Origin of the sequence: Adlercreutzia rubneri (genome assembly GCF_009755265.1) — a bacterium.
Lineage (GTDB): Bacteria > Actinomycetota > Coriobacteriia > Coriobacteriales > Eggerthellaceae > Adlercreutzia > Adlercreutzia rubneri.
In genome coordinates this window covers 1-18,927 of the sequence record NZ_WPOO01000025.1, presented here as the reverse complement: position 1 = coordinate 18,927, position 18,927 = coordinate 1, and the positions used below count along the sequence as shown (strand labels likewise).

Here is an 18,927-nt window from a genome sequence, read left to right as displayed (position 1 = left end):
ATCACTCATTCCTTCTGCGTAGATGCTCGGCAAGGAAAGGCACATCGAAGGCGACCTTTCCTCGCCCGGCGCTTTTGATGACGCCGCCGTCGATGAGCCGGCGACGGTACTTTTGCGCATAATCCGCCGTTGCGCCCATGGCCTCGGCAACGGCGGCTACGGACGTGGGCTCTCCCAGCTCGGCCATGGCTTCAAGGAAGTCCACGTCGCGCTCGGAAAGCGCGGCGAGTGTGGTGGCGCACACATCGCTTTGGAAATCGTCGCCTGAGGTTCGCAGCGCCTCGGCAAGGCTCTCCTCGGACACCTTGCCGTCTTCTGCGTAGAGGCAGGTGTAGTGCCCCACAAGTTGGAGAAGATACGGGCTGCCGGCGGTGTACGCCGACGCGCTCCGGCGCAGACCGCTTTCTATAGCAATGCCGAGGGAGTCGAACGACCGCTTGAAGAAGGCGTCCACTTCCCCCTGCTCCAGGGGCGGAAGCGATACCTTTCGCGCACGGTTGAGGAAGGTGAGCACTTTATCGTTGAGCGTGGTAGAGACAGCTCCCGGCAGGCCGGCCATGACGAGGGACACATTCAACCCCTCGCCCACCATCTCCTGATAGGTGCCGATGAGGTGGCGGATCTCGGGGGACGAGGCCTGCAGCTCATCTATCAGGATGAGCGCCCCGCGGTCTTTGGCGGTGAGCTGGCGGCACAGCTGCACGAGCCGTTGCTGGGGGCTTTTGGCCGCTGCCGCCCCCCTCTCTAGTTGGATGCCCGCCGAGAAGCCGAGCGCGCCCACGCTGCCGCCTGCGAGGTGCAGTTTCCCGCCCGCGTACAGCTGGCAGTCGTCCTCGAGCTTCTCGAGAATGCGCTCCAGCATACCGTCTGCGACAATGGTCGGGGAGGCCACGGCGAAGCCCTGCTTTCGCATGCGGTCGGCGAGCTCCCATAGAAGCACCGTCTTCCCGCTGCCCCGCTGGCCCAGCACCACGACGGTCCTCTCTCGGCTGCCCGGCCGCGATTGAAGGCCCTGTTCCAGCTGGCTAAGCAACTGGCTGCGGCCCACGAGGAAAGAAGGGCGGTTGCCGAAGGAGGGAGAGAATACCTCGTCGTACATAGTTTTCCTTTCTTTCCTTTGTTTTCCTTTCTTTCCTATTATTTCCTTTTTTCCCTATTTGTCAAAGATCGAAGTCAAAGGAAAGAAGTTACAGTAACCAATCCCCCTTGACTCATTGACGCAGACTCAGGCTCAGATAAAAAAGTTCTTGCGTTGGAGGGCCATACCCGTTAGAATATATGCTCGCATCGAAACGGAAACCGTTTCCGCATATCCGGTCGGGTAGCTCAGTTGGTAGAGCAGCGGACTGAAAATCCGCGTGCCGAGGGTTCAAGTCCCCCTCCGACCACCATGAATTTGAAAAGACCCCCAGTCATGGGGGTCTTTTTGTATCTGGGCAAATCCTCTGGCGGGCCCACGGAAGCAACGGCGATCATTCGCGGTTGCTCCAAACCACAGGACTCAGGGGAATCTCAGAAAGAATCTCTGAATTCAGAGATTAATATCAGAATTCAGAGATTCTTCCGAGATCGCAGGCTGTATCTTAAAAGGCACGGCCTAGAGCTGATGCAGTTCTACGGTGCCGTGCTCGTAGATGGCGTAGCTGGCGGAGCCATCTTTGGGGTGGCCGATGCTGCCGGGATTGACGAAGGTGACCGCTGGCGCAGCGAAAGTCCCGGCTCCTTCTTCCTCGCTCGTGCCCCGCGCGGCCGCGATGCCTTTTGCGAACGCCGGCGCCGCTTCCGGCCCGATGCCTTTCACGTGGGTGTGGCCCGAGAGTACGAATGATCCTGCAGGAAGCCCCGCAACGGCGGCCGCCAAATCCAGATGCCCATGGGTGAGCAGCAGCGTCGTCCTCTCGTCCACTACCAGCGCATAATCGCCTAGGCAGGGGAAGTTCAGCACCATCTGATCCACCTCGGAGTCGCAGTTGCCCCGCACTGCCGTGATGCGATCGGCCAGCCCGTTCAGCAGCTTCGCCACCTGGGCCGGCGCGTAGCCCTCGGGCAGGGGGTTACGCGGCCCGTGATACAGCAGGTCGCCAAGCAGCAGCAGCCGGTCGGCGCCCTCTTCGCGAAAGCGCGCCACCAGCATTTCAGCGGCTGGCAGCGCGCCGTGAATATCGGAAGCAATGAGATAGCGCATAGGGCTCTCCTTCAAAACGGGTACGCTCCCATAGCGCCCCATCGATAGTGCCTCGCCAGTATAGCAGCGCTCTTCGAAACATCGGCATTCGTCATAGATTGGCAATAGATCGTGCCGTTGACCTCCGTGTCGCAACAAATAATTACATGCGAGGAAGGAGTTGTTGCAGCAACGGCTTCCGAATGCGTCAGCGGTGGTATGATCGTGGGGGAGAGAACGAGGCGCGAGGAACCGCAGCTGGCGGCTTTTCGTTTGGATGAAGCGCAAAGGGGCTGGTTATGACGATATTTCATCGGGTGACCGAGGGCAAGCTCGGCTCTCATGATGGGTGCGCGATCGAAGATGAGGTGTCCCAGGAATTTCTTGATCGCATTCCCGGAGGTCTGTTTCGCTATCGCGCCGACGATGAAGGCGGCACGATCGATTATGTGAGCCGCGACGTGCTGGAGCTGTTCGGCTGCGCTACCTACGAGGAATTCTGCGCCATTACGGACAACAGCTTTATCGGCATGGTCCACCCGGATGACCGCCGGCGCGTCACCGACGAGATAACCTCCCAGATCAAGTGCGGCAACACCTACGCGGTTACCTATCGGCTGAATCGTCCCGACGGCGCCGAAGTATGGGTGGACGACCGCGGCCGCTATGTGGTGGACGACGAGGGACAGGCGTGGTTCTATGTCACCATCATCGACATCACCGAGAAGATGAGCTACCAGCGCAAGCTGGAACGGGCCGAAGAGCGGGTGGAAATGCTCACAGTGCTCTCGCGCGACGTTATCTTCGATATCGACTGCCAGGCGCAGACCGGCGAGATCTTCGGCGATTTCGAGGCGCGCTTCAACCGTGAGCCGCAGTCGGACGACCTCATTTTGCAGAAGCGTTGCGACAAAGAATGCTCTATCGATCTGGAAGTGCACGACATCGAGCGCATTCGCGACATCGTTGCGCAAGGCGACTTCATCGATATGGAAACCTCGCTACCCAATGCGGAAGGCGACCCCATCTGGTGCCGCTACCAGTCTTTCGTGCTATTCAACGGCGTTGGTTGTCCCGTTCGCCATGTGGGTCGTCTTCTGGACACCCACGAGATGGTCATGCGCGAGGCCACCCTGCGGAAGAAGGCCGAGCTGGATGGCCTTACGGGCATCTTCAATCGCGAGGCCGCCATGACGCGCATCGAAAAGGCGCTGACGAGTGAGGATTGCGCCCAAGGTTGCAGTCTCTTTCTCGTGGACGTGGACAACTTCAAGCAGGTGAACGACGGTTTCGGCCACCCGGAAGGCGATCGGGTGCTGCAGGAGATTGCCGCGTTTCTCAGCCGGAACATGCGTAAGGATGACGTGGTGGCCCGCCTCGGTGGCGACGAGTTCGCCGTGTTTGCCGCCGGTCTCGTGCCTGGGCCGGCTTTAGACCGCGTGCTGTCCCAGCTGTCCGGCGGCATTTACGCCACAACGCCGCGCCCCGCCGATATGCCCGAGGGCTTACACCCCTCCATCACCATCGGCGCGGTGGCCTGCACCCGCACGCCCGTCACCTTCGACGACCTGTACCAGGTGGCTGACGAGGCGCTCTATGTGGCCAAGCGCGCCGGCAAAAGCCAGGCGGCGCTGCGGTACCTCGACTAACTCGACTAATCCTTGCTCCGATAAACGGCCGGCGTCCGTCTTCCTTCGAAGGAGCCGGGCGCTGGCCGTTTTGTGATGTTCGCGAAAGGCTAGCTCACCGTGTAGAAGGCGTACTCGGCCTCGCCCTGGGGGAAGGTGGCCTTTATTTCGTAGAGGTAGTTCGGCTCGATGCGCAGGGCCGTGGTGCCATCGTCGCCCAAGGTGTAGGGCACGTCCTCGCCATCGGCCTGCGGGTCAACTTTCGCCGTATCGCCTTTCACCAAGGGCTGGCGCTCGATTTCTACAGACGTCGGGTTCACGGAGAAGGCTGCGAAGGCGTCGACGCCGCTAGGGATGCGTGCGTCGATCACCGTCTCGTTCAGCGCACCGCTTCCGTCGGCGGCAAACCCATCAACCTGGGACGTGCTGGTTTGGCCGTCTTCTGTTTGCCACTGCCAGTCAAACTCGTAGGGATTCAAGACGACCGAGGTGTCGGCCTGATCCGTTTTGTAGCTGAGGCTGCCGACGGGTACTTGGCTCTGATCGGGGGCAGCGAATACGGTGTCCACGATGTCGGCGTACTGCTCGGCATCGGCAGGGCTGCCCGTTTCAACGACCTCGACCTTTGTGATGCCGGGGTACTGCCCCGGGTAGCTTTCCAGCATGATGCCGTTGCCCGTGACCTGCACGATATTGCCCGCGACCAAGGCCTCTTCGTCGGTCTGCTGCCCGTCGACGATGATGGTCGCGTCATCAATTTCCGTAGGAATGTAGGGAGTCTGCGTCTCCTGGTCGACGAAAAGCACCTGATCGCCGTTGGCGTAGGCAACCATAGCGGTGCTGACGATGTCGCCCTGGGTCGCCTCGCTTGCTCCGTCAGCAGAGCGATTTCCCACGGCATCGGGTTTGCCAGGCGAGTCGTTGGTGCCGCCGGTGCAGCCGGGCAACATGAGCATGAAGCTGGCGGCAGCAAGTGCCACCACGAGCAGAGCAAGGGAGGTGCGAATATGTTTCCTCATGGCGAGACCTTTCAACGAGGAGCAGAGGGGCGTTTTGAAGGAATGCCTTGCGCTGTTCCAGAACGTCGCCTCCTTAATGCGGTTGACTTTCCCATGATAATGCACAGAAAAGCGAGGAGGATTTGAGCGATTGCGAAACGTTCCTGGCTTGCTACGCAATTTCACCCATTCTGCACGGTTTTCCAGCGGAACGTGCCTGCGTGTGGATTTTGCGGCGCCTAAAGGGCCTTCGCCTTTTCTACGCAGGCGACGATGGCGTTCATGACCGACGCACGGAAGGCACCCTCTTCCAGGGCTTTCACGCCTTCGATCGTGGTGCCGCCCGGTGAGCAGACCATATCCTTCAGGTCGCCGGGATGCCGTCCTGTTTCCAGAACGAGCTGGGCCGAACCGGCCACGGCGGCGGCGGCGAACTCATAAGCTTGGGCGCGCGGCATCCCAGCGGCCACGGCCCCGTCGGCCAAAGCTTCGATGAACATGAAGACAAACGCGGGGGAGGAGCCAGCTGCGGCGCTGGCGGCGTCCATCAGGCGCTCGGGAATGACGATGGCCCGGCCGAAACTTTCCATGAGTCGTAGGCAGAGGGCTTCGTCGGCCTCCGTCGCCCCCGGCCCAGGCACGACGGCGGTGCACCCGGCGTTTACGAGGGCCGGGGTGTTCGGCATGCAGCGGATGAGCCGCATGGCGGTAACATCGCGATTGAAAAGGGCCGCGATGCGCTCGAGTGTGAGACCAGCGGCGATAGAGATAACCAGTGTGTTCTCGTTTACGACCTCGCGAATTTCGGCGATCACTTCGGGGAAGAACTGGGGCTTTACGGCGAGCACCAGCACATCGGCCGCTTCGGCAACTTCGCGGTTGCTGGCAGTGACGGCGATGCCGAATTGCTCGGCGCGCTTCTGTCGCGTGGCCTCGGTCTTGGCCGAGCCGATGATGTTGGCAGCGGTGATCACCGTCGCGTCGCCGTCTTCGCCGCTGAACGTTGTGCCCTCGCGCAGCAGGCCTCCGATAATGGCCGTGGCCATATTCCCCAGCCCAACGAAACCGATCTTCATGGGAATCCTCCCCTTTCCTTTCTGCAAGGACCCGCAAACTGATTCCATCATTTTCGCGCGTCCAGAGGTGTTGAGTTCTCTCGAAACTCCCATCTATTTCTGGTTCGCCCCTCGAAACTCCCATCTATTTCTATTCTGCGGTTACTAGACTGATCTGGGAAAACGCAAAGAAGTTCCTGGTCAGCGCATTGGAAATAGATGGGAGTTTCGAGGGGCGAACCTAGTATACAAGAAGAGCCCCCGACATGGCCGGGGGCTCGAAAGATGCCGTGCGCTACGGCGGGCAAAGCTGCTGGATCGGTGGATGCCTTTCGGAACCGTTAGGCCCGCAGGAACAGCGGCTACACTTCCAGGTTCTTGAAGGCGTCGGGCACTTCTTTGAAGCCCTTGGAAATGACAGCGGCAATGATGAGGCCCACGATGAACCAGCTGACGCCCACGCCATAGGTGAGTAGATCGAAGCCGGTGAACACGTAGATCAGAATAAGGATACCGATCCAGGGGCAGATGAGGTAGCGCAAGACGGCCTTGGCGCCGCGCTGCTTCTCCTTGCACCAGAAGTACCAGAACACGCCGAAGTTCAAAACGATGAAGGAGGCCAGCGCGCCGAAGTTGACCATGGGGGCGAGCACCGTCATGCCGCCGAACTGGCCGGCGGTCAGAGTGAGGACCAGCGAGAACGCGCCCAGGAAGATAGCGGCCACCCAGGGGGTCTGGTACTTGGGATGCACCTTGCCGAGCACGCGGGGCAGCACGCCGTCGCGGCCCATGGAGAACAGCAGGCGCGAAGAGGCGATCTGGGCATTCATGATGTTGGCGATGCCGATGGCGACGATGTTGATAACCAGCATGAAGTTCTGCAGCAGCAGACCGCCGGCAGCGTAGCAGGCATCGAAGAAGCCCATGTCGGGATCGGTATTCGCCCAGTCGGGAAGAATGAGAGCGGCCACATAAGTCTGAGCCACGAACACGACGATCATGATGCACAGCGCGATGAGGATGCCCTTGCCGATGTTCTTCTCGGGCTTGTAGGTTTCCTCGGCCAGGGTGGACATGCCGTCGAAACCGAGGAACGACAGGCAGGCCAGGGATACGGCCGTGGCCACAAAGTGGAGGTCGACCTCGCCGGGCTTGTAGAACGGCTCGGTGGAGAACTCGCCGTAGCCGCCGCCGCCGGAGACATACATGCAGCCCACAGCGATGAACACGATGAGCGCCAGGATCTCCACGGCGAAGATGATCCAGTCAACGCCCTTCGACATGGTGATGCCGCGCACGTTCACAAACGTGTTGAAAGCGATGAACACGACCACCCAAAGCCACCAAGGCGAGCCAGGCACGAGGGTGGTTCCCCAGTTGGCGACCATGACCAGCAGAAGAGAGGGCACCAGGATGTAGTCCAGCAGGATGAGCCAACCGGACATGAAGCCCACATGCGGGTTGATGGCGCGCTGCACGTAGGAGTACACCGAGCCCGCGATGGGGAACTTGCTGGACATCGCGGCGTAGCTCAGGGCTGTGAAGCTGATGGCAACGAATCCGATGATGTACACGAGCGGGGTCAGACCACCGGAATCAACCTGCAGCGAGCCCCAGATGGACTGCGGTGCGATGAGCACCATGAACAAAACGCCGTACAGAACGACGTCGTGAAGCTGAAGGCCGCGCCTCAGCTCCTGCTTGTAGCCGAACGCCTCGATGTCCTCGCCGAGGCCGATAGTCGGCTCTTGGATGGGTTGTGACATAGACGTCTCCTCTCTATCCCTTCCAAGTCTTCTCCTCGTGAATCGTGCGGCCCGTGATCCCTCCCAACACGGGTCGGGCGATTCCCCTTTCCTGCGCATTGTGCGCGGCCATAGCTTACCATTTGACTCAAGGTAAAAGGACAAGAACAAGGGAAAACTCGCCTGTATAGGCATGATATTGGGGGAAGTGCGGGGAAGAGGGGCGAGGCGAGAACGTCAAACGAATAAAAAAGCAGCAAAGCAGAAAGAGGCCGGCGTGCGAGCCGGCCTCTCGGAGGGGGTGCTGTTGCGGGTGCTGGCGTCTACCCCACCAGCGGCGGGAACTCGGTCAGCTTCGGGGTGCCGATGCGCAGGGACAGCTGCACCTCGCAGGGCTTGCAGCCCTGGCTGATCTCCACGTCGGATTGCACCGACATGTACATGTAGGTTTCCACGGCGTCCCATCCGGTGATGCGCATGAGCAAGCGCTGCATCTCCTTCGACGCGCACACGAGCGCCTCGTTGTACTCCTGGGCGCTGGCGTTCACGTACCACTTGCCCGCCGGGCCGAAGGTTTCCAGCACCGGCCAATGCAGCTCGAAGTTCTTCAACACGTTCACGCGGACGGTGATCTGCGCGGCGATCTCGATACCGGTGCCGCACAGTTCGGCGTCGCCCATGGTGGCGTGCACGTCGCCCATCTGCAAAAGCGCGCCGGGAACGCGCACGGGGAAGTAGAGACGGGTGCCCTTGGTGATGAGCTTGTTGTCCATGTTGCCGCCGTAGTTGCCCACGAAGCCATCGGCCGGTGCCCCCTCGTCTGGCGCGGTGCCGATGACGCCGATCATGGGGTTGATGGGGAAGCGCACGCCGTTGAAGTCGGCCATGCCGCCCTCGATCTTGATCTTCTTCGTGCGGTAATCGGTGCCCTCGAACAGAGGACCGCAATGGTCGTCAGTGGCGATGGTGCCCTCGTCGGCCACCTGGATGTCGTAGATGTCCACGACGAGCACGTCGCCCACTTCAGCGCCTTCCACGTACACAGGGCCGGCGGCGGGGTTGGTGATGTTGTAGGAGAAGTCCATGTCCTTCATGGTGACGGTTTCGTCGGTCAGGCGGCCCGAGAAGCAGTCGAGCGTGTTGAACTGCAGCACCTCGCCCGGCTGGGCGGTGTAGCACGGCGGATTGTCCTTCGAGAATGCGTACACCCTGTCTTCGATGATTTGCACGGTTTCCTCCTCTGCTTGCGTGATGGCGCGACCCCTTGCCGCGCTGGGTTCCATCATACTCTTCTTAGATTACTCGTGCAGGCGGGCCTTCGCGGTTATCTCGGTCGTGGTGATTTTCCACACGAGCGTGTGTGAAAGCTCCTCAGCCAGGGCGGTGTCGAAATGGGCGAGGTTCTCGGCAGCGTAGCGCTCGACGATGGCGTGCAGGGCGGCAATGCGCTCGGCGTCGTCGGTCACCTCGGCGATGGTGCCGCGCACCACGGCGCTGGCATACTCGGTGGAGTACGCCTCGGGCAGCGGCACGACATCGCGCACGCCTACCAGGCACACTGCGGGGTGCTCGCGCAGAAGCTTCGACTTTGTGCCGTGCTTGGCGGAATGAACGTAGATGGCGCCCTCGAGCACCGCCGGAGACACGGGGATGCTGTAGGGAAGCCCCTCGTCGTCGGTGGTCGAAAGTATGGCGTAGGGGCACGTCTCAAGCACGTCCCAGCCGAATTCCTCGCTTTGCTCGCGGTCCTTCCTGCGCATGGATGCCCCTTTCGACGCTCGTGGATGCTGTCCGCATTATAGCGCGGGAAACTTTAGGAGAGCATCGCCAATTCAATGCGGAAAAGTCATCAATGTTTAACTTATGGAATGGGAGCATTCTCGTGCTTTTCCTGGGGATAGGTGATTGAATACCTATCCCGTTTTTAGTACAGTTTCTCTGTAAGTCTAGCAATATACTAGACATTAATAAGATGAGCGATGTCGGCCCCGGGCCGACGCTGATTGAAAAGAGTTTCACGTGAAAACGCTGCTTACTTTTGCTTCGCGATCTTGTGCTGCGCTGAAAAGCCGCCTCGGCGTGCCGGTGATGGCCGGCGTTCTCGCCCTTGCCCTTGCCGCGGCACCGCTTCCGGCCATGGCCATGGAAGATGACCGCACTGACGAGTCGGTCTTGGCGGTCCCTGCGACCGCCAGCGGTGAGGCGGCCGGCGAGAAGACCGGTGCCGACGCTAATGCCGATGAGGAGGCGACGCAAACGGTCACCATCTACCATTTCGAGCTCGTGCACTACGACGACCCGACGCTCGAGGATTGGGGCGTTCCTGAGCTGACCGGTACGCGTCTGCTCGGCACCACGACGGTGGAAGGCTTGAAGCCGGGCGATGTGGTGAAGGCATGGGATCATGTGGGCACCAACCCCGGGTTCGCCTTCTTCGACGGCTGGCCGCGTGAGCTGACCGTTTCGGAAGACCCGTCGAAGAACGCCATTCGGCTGAACTACTTCCGTCAGTCCAGCGATGTGACGGTGAACTACTACGAGGCGTCCTTGCTGGACGCTTCAGGGTCGATGCCGCTGTACAACCATACGGTGGTCGAGACGATCGGCGATCATACGGTCGGGTTCACGAAGATGGGCAGCGAGGTACGTAGCAACGAGCTGTTCGCCGACGTTCTAACGGGCGATGAGCTGACCGAGGCGACTGAACCCGTTGATGGTCTGGCCTATGTGGGCAGCTACCCCGAGGACGTGTTCGTGAACATGGACTCCTCGAAAAACGAGATCAACCTCGTCTACACGTGTCCTGTGGTGCGACCCGATGAGATTGAAGTGGGAACCGAATCGACCGAGACGCCCGACGATCCGGACGCGGGCGAGACGCCTGGTGATCCTGTCGCGCCGGAGGCTCCGGATGCAACGCCCGACGGGCCCTCCGACGGCGTCACGGGCGATGGGGGCAGCGCGCCGGGGACGCCGGGCGGCTCCTCGGGCAGCGGTTCGGACGCGAGCAAGCCGAACGCGGGAGCGACTTCCAACGGCGGCAGCCAAGGCACCCAAGTGATCGATGAGGCTGCGGCGGAGAATGCCAATCACGCCGAAGCGGAGGCTGCTTCCAAAGACGGTGTGCTGACGCTTCCTCAGACGGGCGACGAGAAGGGCCTGGTGTTCGCCGTGATCCTTCTTGTGAGTGGCGTTGCCGCCGTTGGGGCCGCCATGGCGTTTCGCAAGATTCGCCGTTAGCGCGCGTTTCTTCGTTGTACACTCTGGGAGGCAATCTTCAGTAAGAGGAAGCGACAACGGTGGGAACGAATCAGGCACGCTGCGAACAACATTACGAGCAACGCTATGAGCAATGGGCGGCTCCCCTGCGGGGCCGCCCTGGCGTTGTTCGGGCGCTCAACATCGTCAACCGCGGCATCGTGATAGTGTTCTATGTGGTCTATGCTTTGTTGCTCGGGTGGGCCTGCGTGAGCGATCCGTGGAGGCTGGTTCCCCTCGTCGGCGTCACCGCCGTGGGGTTCGTCGCAGTGAGTTTCTTCCGGAGGCGGTTCAATGCGCCGCGGCCCTACGAGTGCTGCGCCATCGCGCCGCTCATTGCTCGCGATGGCGCGGGTAAGTCGTTTCCGAGTCGGCATACCTTCTCGGCCTTCGCCATTGCGGCAAGTTGGTTCGTGGCCAGTGTGCCCGTTGCCGTCGTGCTGCTGGTCGCGGCCGGTGTGCTCGCGGTTTGCCGCGTTCTCGGCGGCGTGCACTTTCCGCGTGACGTTGTTGCCGGTGCCCTCATTGGCTCCGCTACGGGTGCGCTTGCTGCTTTTCTTGCGGCGCTGCTCTAAAGGCTTGACCTGGGGTTTGCAACCAGAAGGCGCTTGTGCGTTGCGGAAATTGATGCCGTAAGTTGGTAGAATGCACCTTGCGTGACAGGTAAAGTGATCGTTGTTGATCAACCGAACTTGTCCTTTGGGGAAGGCGACGACTGATGGCACGGGTTCCTTCGCGGCGCCCGAAAGCACAGGGCAGCGGCCTTCCCTCGTTCAGAGAAAGTAGGCCCACCATGAGCTTCCGTGATAACCTTCAACATCTTCGCGCTACCCATGCGATGACCCAGGAACAGCTGGCCCTCATGCTTGGCGTCAGCCGTCAGTCCGTCACGAAGTGGGAGGCCGAGAAGTCCTATCCCGAAATGGACAAGCTGCTGAAGCTGTGCCAGATCTTCGACGTGACGTTGGACGACCTTGTGCAGGGCGATCTGACGACCAGCGCGCCCACCCCCGCTGTGCAAGCGCGTGCCGCCATCTTGCGCGAGGCCGCCGGTGGGCCGCCTCAAGATGTGTGCGGCTACGACGAGCACATGCGCACCTTTGCGTGGAAGATCGCCTGGGGCGTGTTCGCCATTCTCGCTGGAGTGGCGCTGCTCATGGCCTGGGGCGGCTGGGCCGAGGCCTCGGCGCCTTCCCTGGAGGCCGTTGGGCTCATACCGCTGTTCGCCGGCATCGCCATCGGCCTTGCCTTCATTCTCACCGGCGCCTTCCAGCACACGGAGTTCCAGCGCAGCCATCCCTTCATCCAGGACTTCTACACGGTGGAGGACCGTCAGCGCGCCCAGCGACTCTTCGCGTGGCTGCTTGTTGCGGGCATCGTGCTCATCTTCACGGGCATTGTGGCTCTTGCTCTGACCGAGGGGGCCAGCGAGTTCGTTCAGGAAGAAATGGCTGCCCTTATGATGGGGCTCGTTGCAGCGGGCGTGTGGTGCATCGTCTACGGTTCTATGATGCTGGGTCGGTTGAACATCGCCAACTACAATGACGCGCGCGAGCAGACCATCGCCGAGAGCGACGAGGGGAAGCTCATCGTGAACTCCGACGCCGCGGCGCTGCGCGCGATGTACACCGACGAGCAAATCTGCTCGCTGCTCGGCGTGCCCGAGGCGACCGATGACGAGATCGATCGCGCTCGGGCCCGTATCGAGCGCAAGCGCCGCAAGGATCAGCTGGCGAGCGGCTTGTGCGCCATCATCATGATCATCGCCACTATTGCCGGTTTGGTCATGCTGTTTGTGCCCGAGTATCGGACGCCGTATTTCTGGCTCGCGTGGGCCATTGGCGGCCTGCTGTGCGCCGTGGCCGCCATCGCGGTCGGCTCCTTCGTGAAGGACCAGCCGAGCCAGTAGCCTTACAGCGCCTCAGCGATGGCCTCGGCGAGGCGGCGGATGCCGTCGCGGATGGTCTCCTCATCGGCGTTAGTGAAGTTCAAGCGCATGGTGGAGCGAGCACCCGGCTCAGCATAGAAGGGCTCGCCAGGCACGAAGGCGACGTTGCGCTCGAGGGCCTTCGGGAACAAGTCCATGGTGTTGATGCCCTCGGGCAGCGTTGCCCACAAAAACATGCCGCCCTCCGGCTTGGTGAAGGACACCTCGGCCGGGAAGCACTCGGCCATGGCGTCGGTCATGGCGCGGGCCTGGTCGCGGTACAAATTGCGGATCTTCACCAGGTGCTCGTCCAGGTCGTTGTGCTCCAGGTAATCCAAGATGACGTACTGGGCGAACACGTTGGTGTGCAGGTCAGCCGCCTCCTTGGCCGTGTTGATGGCCTTCAGCAGCGCGTGGTCCTTGGTGAGGATGTAGCCCATGCGGAAGCCGGGCGTGACCGTCTTCGAGAACGACCCCATGATGACGCCGTGGGGCAGCGCCGTGCCGCCGATGTAGGGTAGCGACTCGCCTTCGAAACGCAGCTCGCCGTAGGGATCGTCTTCCACGACCACGATGTTACGGCCGGTCAGCGCCTCGCGCACCTGGCGGCGCCCCTCGGCGGAGTAGGTGAGCCCCGTGGGATTCTGGAAGTTCGGAATGAGGTAGATCATTTTCGCGCCGGCGTCGAGTGCCGCGTTCAGCTCGTCGATGTTCAGGCCGTCCTCGGTCAGTTCCACCTCGTGGAAGGTCGGCTGGTTCAGCGCGAAGGCCTGAATGGCGGCCAGATAGGTCGGCTTCTCCACGATGACGCCGTCGCCCTTGTCCAGCAGCACCTTCCCCAGAAGGTCGAGGATCTGCTGGGAACCGGTGGTGATGAGCACGTCGTCGGCGGTGTAATCGGTGCCGAAGCGCTTGTTGTAGCGGCGGGCGATCCAATCGCGCAGCCCCTCGATGCCGGCGGTGGCGGAGTACTGAAAGGCGTCAGCGCCGCGCTCGGCCACCACACGCTGCATCGATTCCAGCAGCGCCTCCTGCGGGAATGAGATGGGGTTGGGCAGGCCGCCAGCGAAGGAGGTCACCGCGGGGTCGGAGGCGGCGGCCAAGATGGCGCGCACGAACGACGGCGGCGTGTTGGTGATGCCGTCGGACAGAAGCTCGTCGATGGGGAGTTCCCCGACGGCCTCGGTGGTCTCGGTCGCGATGGTCTCGTTGCTCATGGTGTTGCCTCCGCTCGGTTGAAAGCGCTTCGTCGATGGCGTTGCGTTCGTTGACTGACTTGCGTACCTTTCCATTTTTCCACGAACCGGCCCGTGTGCAACCATTATTTCGGCTTACGTGTAGAAGTGCTCCGCTTAGGGCGCAAAGTTCGGCGGCGAGTTGGGATAGCGGTATGGTTGGGATGATGTTGTGGTTAGGGTGTCGCTGAGGCCGGGGCGCGGCATGGGGGGCGCCGGCGAGGGAAGATGCCAAACCGCTTCATATTGCCGGCGCCAGGCGCGACGAGGGATACCGAACTGACGATCTTGCCCGGGCACATGCAATGCTGGGACATGGAAGGGCGGCCGAAGCCGCCCTGTGGGAATCACGCGTTACAGCCGCGCTTTGAAGTCCTCGAACTTTTGGTGGATGGCGGCGCGCTTTTCGGCTCGCTCCTTCTCGCGATCGGCCTTCTTCTGGGCGCGCAGCTTTTCGCGGGCTTCCTTGGCCAGCTGCTTCTGCTGCTCTTCGGCTTGCTCCACCTCGTCGGCGATCTCGCCGGCGTCCCAGCGGGTGATGGTGCACCGGTAGTCGGCCAGGCGCAGATCGAAGGCCTTCTCGTCGCTCTCCTGCACCAGTGCCACAATGGCCGTCTTGCCCTCGCCGAGCGCCTGGCTGCCGTACAGGATGAGCGAGCTGTTGTCGTCGGCGTCATTGGCGTCCATGATGCTGCCCGTGAGCAGCCCGATGCTGGCGCCGAGCAGCACGCCGAGCGGGCCACCGAGGATGCCCACGACGCTGCCGATAAGGCCGCCGGTCCAGGTGTCGTCGGTAGAGTCGATGCCGGAATCGAAGCCGTCGACGGGGACGATCTTGCCGTCCCCGTTCTTAATCACGGCCATCTGCAAGATGGTGTAGGCGGAGTTCACTGAATCGTTCTTCAGCTGGGAGAAGGCCTGGTAGGCCTGGGCTTCCACGTCGAAGGTGATCATAACCACGTTTTCCATGATGTTCCTCTCGTTTACGGGTCAAGGGGCGCGCTGCCGTCCCGCTTTCAGGCAGCAGCAGCTGCGTCGCATCATAGCCGCCAAAGAGAAGGGAACCGCCTGGGGCGCCCCGCCGTTACCGAACAGAGACGCCCTTGATGATTAGAAGCGCTCTTCGTGCACCTTCCCCAGCAGCGCTTCATCGAAGGGGCGCCGCGGGGCTTCGGCTTCGGGCATGCCGAGAGAGAGGATGGCCTCCAGCTGGTAGGGGGCTGGCACCTTCAGGAGGTTCGCAACGAACTCGTGGGTCGAGCGTCCATCGGCCGCCTGGCGAAGGCGTCCCTGAATCCAGCAGCTGCCCACGCCCGAGGCTGCCGCCTCCAGCTGCATGTTCGCCATGACGATGGAGCAGTCTTCCACCCAGGTGTCGGCCAGAGTCGGGTCGGCCACGACGACGATGGCGGCATCGGCTCCGGCGAGCATGGCCGCGCCCTGTTCGCGGCATTCGGCCAGGTCGTCCAGCATGGCTCGGTCGTGCACGACGATGAGTTCCCACGGCCGCCGCGAGCGTCCCGACGCCGAGCGCAGTCCCGCCTCCAGGATGCGGTCGAGTAGCGCCTGCGGGATCGGTTCGCCGGAATAGCGGCGCAAGCTGCGGCGACGCGCCATAGCGTCTAGCACATCCACGCCGCCCTGAGGCGCGAACTCGGCCTTGTTCGGCAGAATCTCCAGCCAGCAGCCGTCGGGGTCTTCAATGAAGTACAGCCCCATGGCCTCGTTCACGTGGCAAATGCAGCCCATCTCCTCATGCAATGCGCGGGCGGCCTCGTAGTCGTCCACGGTGAAGGCCAGATGCGAGTCGCGGCCGCCGTTATCGTAGGGCTCGGTGCGCCCGCGGTTCCAGGTGAGTTCCAGCTGGAAGCCCGAGGTGGCATTGCCCATGAACGCGTTGGTCCACGAGCCGTCCTCGGGCCCCATGCGGCGAATCTCGGTCATGCCGAGCGCCTTCTCGTAAAACGCGATCGACTTCTCCAAATCCAGCACATGCAGGCACCGGTGAATAGCTTTTCCGTCCATGAGATTCCTTTCTCAAGCGTTCGCGAAGATGTGAGTCCGCTGGCATTTTAGCCGAGGACTGGCTCTCTACGACTTCGTCGTGAACTGGTTGCGGCACTTCGGGCACGTGATCTTCAGCGTTCCCTTGCCCTTGGGCACCGAAAGCGACTGGCCACACTGCGGGCACTTCAGGAACTTGGTCGTCTTGCGCTGATCCCACCGCGTATTGAAACGGGCCCAGGCAGCGCGCGGTTTGGCCGTCAAGGCGATGTAGCGGGCGTTTTCCCGAGCGCGGGCGGCAATATTGCGCGAGAAGCAGCGGAACATGAAGTACAGCAGGAACACCATGCCGATAAGCGAGCAGATGCCCAGGCCGGTAATGATTTCCAGGAATGTGAACAGCACGCCCATCCACAGCGCCGCGCGCGCCAGCGCATCCGGCCCGTTGCGCCCGACCATAAAGTTCGCCAGTTTGTAGGGCAGATTTTGGAAGAAGTTGCTCATAGGTGCCTCCTTGGCTGTTCGACAGGCACCTTAGCATGGGCACAAATGGTTGCATGAAACAATTATTAAACTGGCATAACTGCAACATCTCTTGATATCGTGCTGCTGAGAAGGCTTTATTGCTGGGCCGTCGAAACCCCGTAGGGGCGGACTTTAGTCCGCCCTCGTGTTCCGATAGTGGCTACGTCTGGGGTTGGGGGGGGGGTGACTAAAGTCGCCCTCTGCGCCCTCTGCGGGAAGGCCGATCAACCATGTCGAAATATGTGTTTCTTCTCGAATGGGAAAAGGTGCGCTATAATTCCCTTCACGCATGCGGGCGTCGCCAAGTGGTAAGGCCCAAGCTTCCCAATCAATTTCACGCCCGATTTTTCAGGAAACTCACAAAACAGACAATCACAAAAAACCAGTTCAAAGGCGTACTTTTCGACACGCCTTTGTTTTTCCATCCGTTCGGGAAACAGGAGAAACGCGCGTTTTTGACGAACTTTTGACGAACGTGCGCATTCTCGACCCCGCCGGACCATGCAACAGGGGCTTCGTTTGTGTTCGTTTCGTGGCCGCATCGTCGCTACCTGCCCTGCGAACCATTGGAGACCGCCTATGAGCAGGTGCAAAGTCGTAGCGATAGCAAATCAGAAAGGCGGCACGGGCAAGACGACCACCGCCGCAAGCCTCGGCGTGGCGCTCGCCATGAGCGGGAAGCGCGTTCTGCTAATAGATGCCGACCCGCAGGGCGACCTCACCGCATCGCTCGGCTGGCGCAATCCCGACGAGCTGGAAACCACGTTGGCGACCCATTTGGAGGCGGTCGCCCGCGACGAGCCGCTGGAACCCGATGCCGGGATATTGAAGCACCCCGAGGGCGTTGACCTGATGCCCGCGAACATCGAGCTGTCGGGCACAGAGGTGGCGCTCGTCACCGCCATGAACCGCGAGCGAACGCTCAAAGCATGGCTCGACGAGGCCAAGCACGGCTACGACTACGCCCTCATAGACTGCATGCCGTCCCTCGGCATGCTCGCCGTCAACGCGTTGGCCGCCGCCGATTCCGTCATCGTGCCCGTGCAGGCGCAGTATCTTCCCGCGAAGGGCATGACCCAGCTCGTCAAGACGATAGGGCGCGTGAAGCGGCAGATCAACCCACACTTGGAAATCGAGGGCGTGCTGCTGACGCTCGTTGACGGCAGGACGAACCTCGCCAAGCAGATCGAGGCCTCGCTGCGCGAAGGCTACGGGAAGACGCTGCGCGTGTTCGGCGCCACCGTGCCCTTGGCGGTGAGGGCTGCGGAGACGAGCGCCTACGGAAAGAGCATCTTCCAACACGACGCGAAAAGCCCCGTCGCGGCGGCCTACGCGAAGCTGGCGGAGGAGGTGCTCGAAGATGCCCAGAGAAAGCGCGATACCCATCGACCTGCCGTCGCTCGATGACCTGTTCACCACGCAGGCCGAGCGCGACGAGGTGGGCTGCGAGAAAGTGGGGGTCATCCCCCTCTACATGATAGATCCCTTCCCGGACCATCCCTTCCGCGTCGATGACGACGCCTTGCGCGACATGGCCGAGAGCGTTTCCAGATTCGGCGTGCTCGTGCCCGCGCTCGTGAGGCCGAAGGAGAACGGGCGCTACGAGATGGTGAGCGGCCACAGACGCAAGCGCGCCGCCGAGATGGCGGGGCTGGAGGCCCTTCCCGCCGTGGTTCGGGAGATGACCTACGACGAGGCGGTCATCGCGATGGTGGACGCGAACATCCAGCGCGAGAACGTGTTGCCGAGCGAGAAAGCGTTCGCCTACAAGATGAAAATCGACGCTCTGAGCCGGCAGGGGTACCGCTCCGACTTGACTTGTGCCCCAGTGGGGCACAAGTTGGCCAACGTACGCTCGCGCGACATTGTGGCGGAACAATCGGGGGAGAGCAAAAGCCAAGTACAGCGCTACGTCCGCCTCACGCACCTCAACCCCGATCTGCTCGACATGGTGGACGGCGGGTCGATGGCCATGCGCCCCGCCGTGGAGATCAGCTATCTGTCCGAAAGGGAGCAGGACGACCTGCTCGACGCCATGGGGATGGAGGCGTGCACGCCGTCCCACGCCCAGGCGATCAGGATGCGCAGGCTCTCGGAGCAGGGCGCGCTGTCGCGAGAAGCCATGGCGTCCATCATGGGCGAGCGCAAACCCAACCAGGTGGAACAGTTCCGCATCCCCCGCGAGAAGATAGAGCGTTTCTTCAAGCCCGGCACGAGCAGGGAGACCGTGGAGGCCCGCATAGTCAAGGCGCTCGAGCTCTTAGAGCGCCACGAGAGGAAGCGCGCCCGCGAGCGCTGAGGCCCACCGACAGGCCAAGGGGGACGTGCGCCCTGATCCAGCATATGTTGCAACCAGGGCGTTTTCCGGGTTTCCCCCTCCCCACACCC

The 18,927-nt window shown here is 61.8% G+C and carries 17 protein-coding genes and 1 tRNA gene; 7 read left to right on the top strand and 11 right to left on the bottom strand.

Translation table 11 applies throughout. From position 1 onward, the window contains the following. Position 1 precedes the first annotated feature (1 nt). Positions 2 to 1,099, bottom strand: a complete 1,098-nt coding sequence (locus tag GO707_RS10810; RefSeq protein WP_114540548.1) for an ATP-binding protein — start codon at positions 1,097 to 1,099, stop codon at positions 2 to 4. Positions 1,100 to 1,315: 216 nt separating this feature from the next. Between GO707_RS10810 and GO707_RS10805 the strand changes: the two genes are divergently transcribed. Next, positions 1,316 to 1,391, top strand: a tRNA-Phe gene (locus tag GO707_RS10805). Positions 1,392 to 1,597: 206 nt separating this feature from the next. Here GO707_RS10805 and yfcE read toward each other — a convergent pair. Then, entirely contained in the window at positions 1,598 to 2,185 is a 588-nt protein-coding gene (gene yfcE / locus GO707_RS10800) for a phosphodiesterase (RefSeq protein WP_114540549.1), read from the bottom strand. A 278-nt stretch (positions 2,186 to 2,463) separates the two neighbouring features. On the opposite strand from yfcE, the gene GO707_RS10795 reads away from it, so the two are divergent. Continuing rightward, a complete protein-coding gene (locus GO707_RS10795; protein ID WP_157013001.1) occupies positions 2,464 to 3,813 on the top strand; it encodes a sensor domain-containing diguanylate cyclase in 1,350 nt (449 codons plus the stop codon). 89 nt (positions 3,814 to 3,902) lie between these two features. Here the strand turns inward: GO707_RS10795 and GO707_RS10790 are convergent, their stop codons facing one another. The 5 genes from GO707_RS10790 to GO707_RS10770 form a co-directional block, all read right to left on the bottom strand. Further along, a complete protein-coding gene (locus GO707_RS10790; RefSeq protein WP_114540551.1) occupies positions 3,903 to 4,811 on the bottom strand; it encodes a hypothetical protein in 909 nt (302 codons plus the stop codon). A 218-nt stretch (positions 4,812 to 5,029) separates the two neighbouring features. Next, positions 5,030 to 5,866, bottom strand: a complete 837-nt coding sequence (gene proC, locus GO707_RS10785; protein WP_114540552.1) for a pyrroline-5-carboxylate reductase — start codon at positions 5,864 to 5,866, stop codon at positions 5,030 to 5,032. A gap of 341 nt (positions 5,867 to 6,207) precedes the next feature. After that, the gene (locus GO707_RS10780; protein ID WP_157013000.1) at positions 6,208 to 7,611 is read right to left on the bottom strand and encodes an APC family permease; all 1,404 of its coding nucleotides are present in this window, start codon (positions 7,609 to 7,611) and stop codon (positions 6,208 to 6,210) included. Between the two features lie 302 nt (positions 7,612 to 7,913). Further along, positions 7,914 to 8,819 (bottom strand): acetamidase/formamidase family protein, encoded by a 906-nt coding sequence (locus tag GO707_RS10775; protein WP_114540561.1) that lies wholly within the window; start codon positions 8,817 to 8,819, stop codon positions 7,914 to 7,916. Positions 8,820 to 8,888: 69 nt separating this feature from the next. After that, entirely contained in the window at positions 8,889 to 9,350 is a 462-nt protein-coding gene (locus GO707_RS10770) for a pyridoxamine 5'-phosphate oxidase family protein (protein WP_114540554.1), read from the bottom strand. Between the two features lie 259 nt (positions 9,351 to 9,609). Between GO707_RS10770 and GO707_RS10765 the strand changes: the two genes are divergently transcribed. From GO707_RS10765 to GO707_RS10755, 3 genes are all read left to right on the top strand, one after another. Next, positions 9,610 to 10,830: an LPXTG cell wall anchor domain-containing protein gene (locus GO707_RS10765; RefSeq protein ID WP_114540555.1), complete on the top strand. Its 1,221-nt coding sequence runs from the start codon at positions 9,610 to 9,612 to the stop codon at positions 10,828 to 10,830. Between the two features lie 59 nt (positions 10,831 to 10,889). Continuing rightward, a complete protein-coding gene (locus GO707_RS10760) occupies positions 10,890 to 11,423 on the top strand; it encodes a phosphatase PAP2 family protein (RefSeq protein WP_114540556.1) in 534 nt (177 codons plus the stop codon). Between the two features lie 218 nt (positions 11,424 to 11,641). Continuing rightward, positions 11,642 to 12,757: a helix-turn-helix transcriptional regulator gene (locus GO707_RS10755; protein ID WP_114540557.1), complete on the top strand. Its 1,116-nt coding sequence runs from the start codon at positions 11,642 to 11,644 to the stop codon at positions 12,755 to 12,757. Positions 12,758 to 12,759: 2 nt separating this feature from the next. Here the strand turns inward: GO707_RS10755 and GO707_RS10750 are convergent, their stop codons facing one another. The 4 genes from GO707_RS10750 to GO707_RS10735 form a co-directional block, all read right to left on the bottom strand. Further along, positions 12,760 to 13,992, bottom strand: coding sequence for an aminotransferase-like domain-containing protein (locus tag GO707_RS10750; RefSeq protein ID WP_114540558.1), 1,233 nt, complete (start codon positions 13,990 to 13,992; stop codon positions 12,760 to 12,762). Between the two features lie 372 nt (positions 13,993 to 14,364). Next, on the bottom strand, positions 14,365 to 14,979 hold the full coding sequence (locus GO707_RS10745; protein ID WP_114540559.1) for a DUF1269 domain-containing protein: 615 nt from the start codon (positions 14,977 to 14,979) through the stop codon (positions 14,365 to 14,367). Positions 14,980 to 15,120: 141 nt separating this feature from the next. Continuing rightward, the gene (locus GO707_RS12940; protein ID WP_198161082.1) at positions 15,121 to 16,035 is read right to left on the bottom strand and encodes a nitroreductase family protein; all 915 of its coding nucleotides are present in this window, start codon (positions 16,033 to 16,035) and stop codon (positions 15,121 to 15,123) included. A 66-nt stretch (positions 16,036 to 16,101) separates the two neighbouring features. After that, positions 16,102 to 16,518, bottom strand: a complete 417-nt coding sequence (locus GO707_RS10735) for a hypothetical protein (RefSeq protein WP_114540560.1) — start codon at positions 16,516 to 16,518, stop codon at positions 16,102 to 16,104. Positions 16,519 to 17,118: 600 nt separating this feature from the next. Between GO707_RS10735 and GO707_RS10730 the strand changes: the two genes are divergently transcribed. Together GO707_RS10730 and GO707_RS10725 are read left to right on the top strand one after the other, a co-directional pair. Continuing rightward, a complete protein-coding gene (locus tag GO707_RS10730; protein WP_114518381.1) occupies positions 17,119 to 17,946 on the top strand; it encodes a ParA family protein in 828 nt (275 codons plus the stop codon). Continuing rightward, complete coding sequence (locus GO707_RS10725; RefSeq protein WP_114518382.1) at positions 17,900 to 18,838, top strand: ParB/RepB/Spo0J family partition protein; 939 nt, start codon at positions 17,900 to 17,902, stop codon at positions 18,836 to 18,838. The genes GO707_RS10730 and GO707_RS10725 overlap by 47 nt, the downstream gene beginning before the upstream one ends. Positions 18,839 to 18,927: the final 89 nt, after the last annotated feature.

What these genes read in the sequence shown, in the direction of transcription:
- GO707_RS10795 (WP_157013001.1), top strand. Translation starts at nt 2,464, where the DNA reads ATGACGATATTTCATCGGGTGACCGAGGGCAAGCTCGGCTCTCATGAT.
- GO707_RS10755 (WP_114540557.1), top strand. Translation starts at nt 11,642, where the DNA reads ATGAGCTTCCGTGATAACCTTCAACATCTTCGCGCTACCCATGCGATG.
- GO707_RS10745 (WP_114540559.1), bottom strand. Translation starts at nt 14,979, where the DNA reads ATGGAAAACGTGGTTATGATCACCTTCGACGTGGAAGCCCAGGCCTAC.
- yfcE (WP_114540549.1), bottom strand. Translation starts at nt 2,185, where the DNA reads ATGCGCTATCTCATTGCTTCCGATATTCACGGCGCGCTGCCAGCCGCT.
- GO707_RS10735 (WP_114540560.1), bottom strand. Translation starts at nt 16,518, where the DNA reads ATGAGCAACTTCTTCCAAAATCTGCCCTACAAACTGGCGAACTTTATG.
- proC (WP_114540552.1), bottom strand. Translation starts at nt 5,866, where the DNA reads ATGAAGATCGGTTTCGTTGGGCTGGGGAATATGGCCACGGCCATTATC.
- GO707_RS10780 (WP_157013000.1), bottom strand. Translation starts at nt 7,611, where the DNA reads ATGTCACAACCCATCCAAGAGCCGACTATCGGCCTCGGCGAGGACATC.
- GO707_RS12940 (WP_198161082.1), bottom strand. Translation starts at nt 16,035, where the DNA reads ATGGACGGAAAAGCTATTCACCGGTGCCTGCATGTGCTGGATTTGGAG.
- GO707_RS10810 (WP_114540548.1), bottom strand. Translation starts at nt 1,099, where the DNA reads ATGTACGACGAGGTATTCTCTCCCTCCTTCGGCAACCGCCCTTCTTTC.
- GO707_RS10750 (WP_114540558.1), bottom strand. Translation starts at nt 13,992, where the DNA reads ATGAGCAACGAGACCATCGCGACCGAGACCACCGAGGCCGTCGGGGAA.
- GO707_RS10770 (WP_114540554.1), bottom strand. Translation starts at nt 9,350, where the DNA reads ATGCGCAGGAAGGACCGCGAGCAAAGCGAGGAATTCGGCTGGGACGTG.
- GO707_RS10790 (WP_114540551.1), bottom strand. Translation starts at nt 4,811, where the DNA reads ATGAGGAAACATATTCGCACCTCCCTTGCTCTGCTCGTGGTGGCACTT.
- GO707_RS10730 (WP_114518381.1), top strand. Translation starts at nt 17,119, where the DNA reads ATGAGCAGGTGCAAAGTCGTAGCGATAGCAAATCAGAAAGGCGGCACG.
- GO707_RS10725 (WP_114518382.1), top strand. Translation starts at nt 17,900, where the DNA reads ATGCCCAGAGAAAGCGCGATACCCATCGACCTGCCGTCGCTCGATGAC.